The sequence below is a fragment of the Streptococcus sanguinis genome (assembly GCF_020729765.1).
Classification (GTDB): Bacteria; Bacillota; Bacilli; order Lactobacillales; family Streptococcaceae; genus Streptococcus; species Streptococcus sanguinis_Q.
In genome coordinates, this window is record NZ_JAJEPD010000024.1 from 1 (window position 1) to 1,013 (window position 1,013).

The 1,013-nt window shown below is 27.7% G+C and carries 2 protein-coding genes; both read left to right on the forward strand.

Annotated elements, in window-relative coordinates; all coding sequences use genetic code 11:
* Positions 1-438, forward strand: a 438-nt coding sequence (locus tag K4H96_RS04080; RefSeq protein ID WP_227956355.1) for a hypothetical protein, incomplete at its 5' end; no start/stop codon positions are given.
* A 200-nt stretch (positions 439-638) separates the two neighbouring features.
* Positions 639-1,013, forward strand: a 375-nt coding sequence (locus K4H96_RS04085) for a hypothetical protein (RefSeq protein WP_227956357.1), incomplete at its 3' end; no start/stop codon positions are given.

A 1,013-nucleotide genomic window follows, 5' to 3' on the forward strand; every position in this document is an offset into this window, starting at 1 on the left:
AGAGAAAAAAGGAGAAAAGTCTTGAAAAAGAAAGTAAATAACTATTTTACTGATTTTACCGATGAAATTAGTCAACAAGTCAATGAAGATTATAAAAAAATAGAGAAAGAGTTTTTTCCACTTGAGAAATGGTATACTACTAAAGAAATAGTGGGACTATTGAAAGAACACACTCCCCCTGTTAATGATGAGGGAATTCCATATTTATATACTGTTAATAAGCAAACAGCTAAAGAAAGAATGTTGCATACTGATTTAGTAGATAAGTCTTTTTATTTAGATTATACTGAGAAGAGAGTAGGGGAGATTATAAAAAATGATATTTTAGGAATAGATGAGTTATATGAGGAGGGAGTGTGTTCTTTCAATAGTCCCACTATTTCTTTAGTAGTATACCATTTCTCAAGTGGAAAAAACTCTTTCTCTATTTTTTTATAATCTTCATTGACTTGTTGACTAATTTCATCGGTAAAATCAGTAAAATAGTTATTTACTTTCTTTTTCAAGACTTTTCTCCTTTTTTCTCTTGTCTAGCTTTTGTTATTTTTCAAATTTAAAAAGTTATACTGTACTTAGATAAAACATGACGTCAAATTTTATCAAATAATTTTTTAAAATAAGAGAGGTTCATCTAAAACATGATTACTCAAACAAAGATTTCGTTTTCAGATATTAAACTCAAAAATTTATTAATTTTCAATTCAAATGTTGAAATTTCTCAATTTGCAACTGTCGTTTTTGCTCGAATTATTTCTGCACGTGACGAACAAAATCAAGAAATTCAAAATCAAATTGAAAAAATTAGATTAGAATGCGTTGATACAAAACTTGCTCAAATTTTATTGCAAGCAAATCAATCATTAATGCAAGTTAATACATTTACAGTTGAAATTATTGCTGATAATAAAGCACTGCTCTCACAAATTAACATTGATTCATTACAAAATCAAAATATTAATTTAGCAAATGCTGCTAGTGCGCTGAAGTGGGTTTCAAAATTTGGAAGCGGCTCA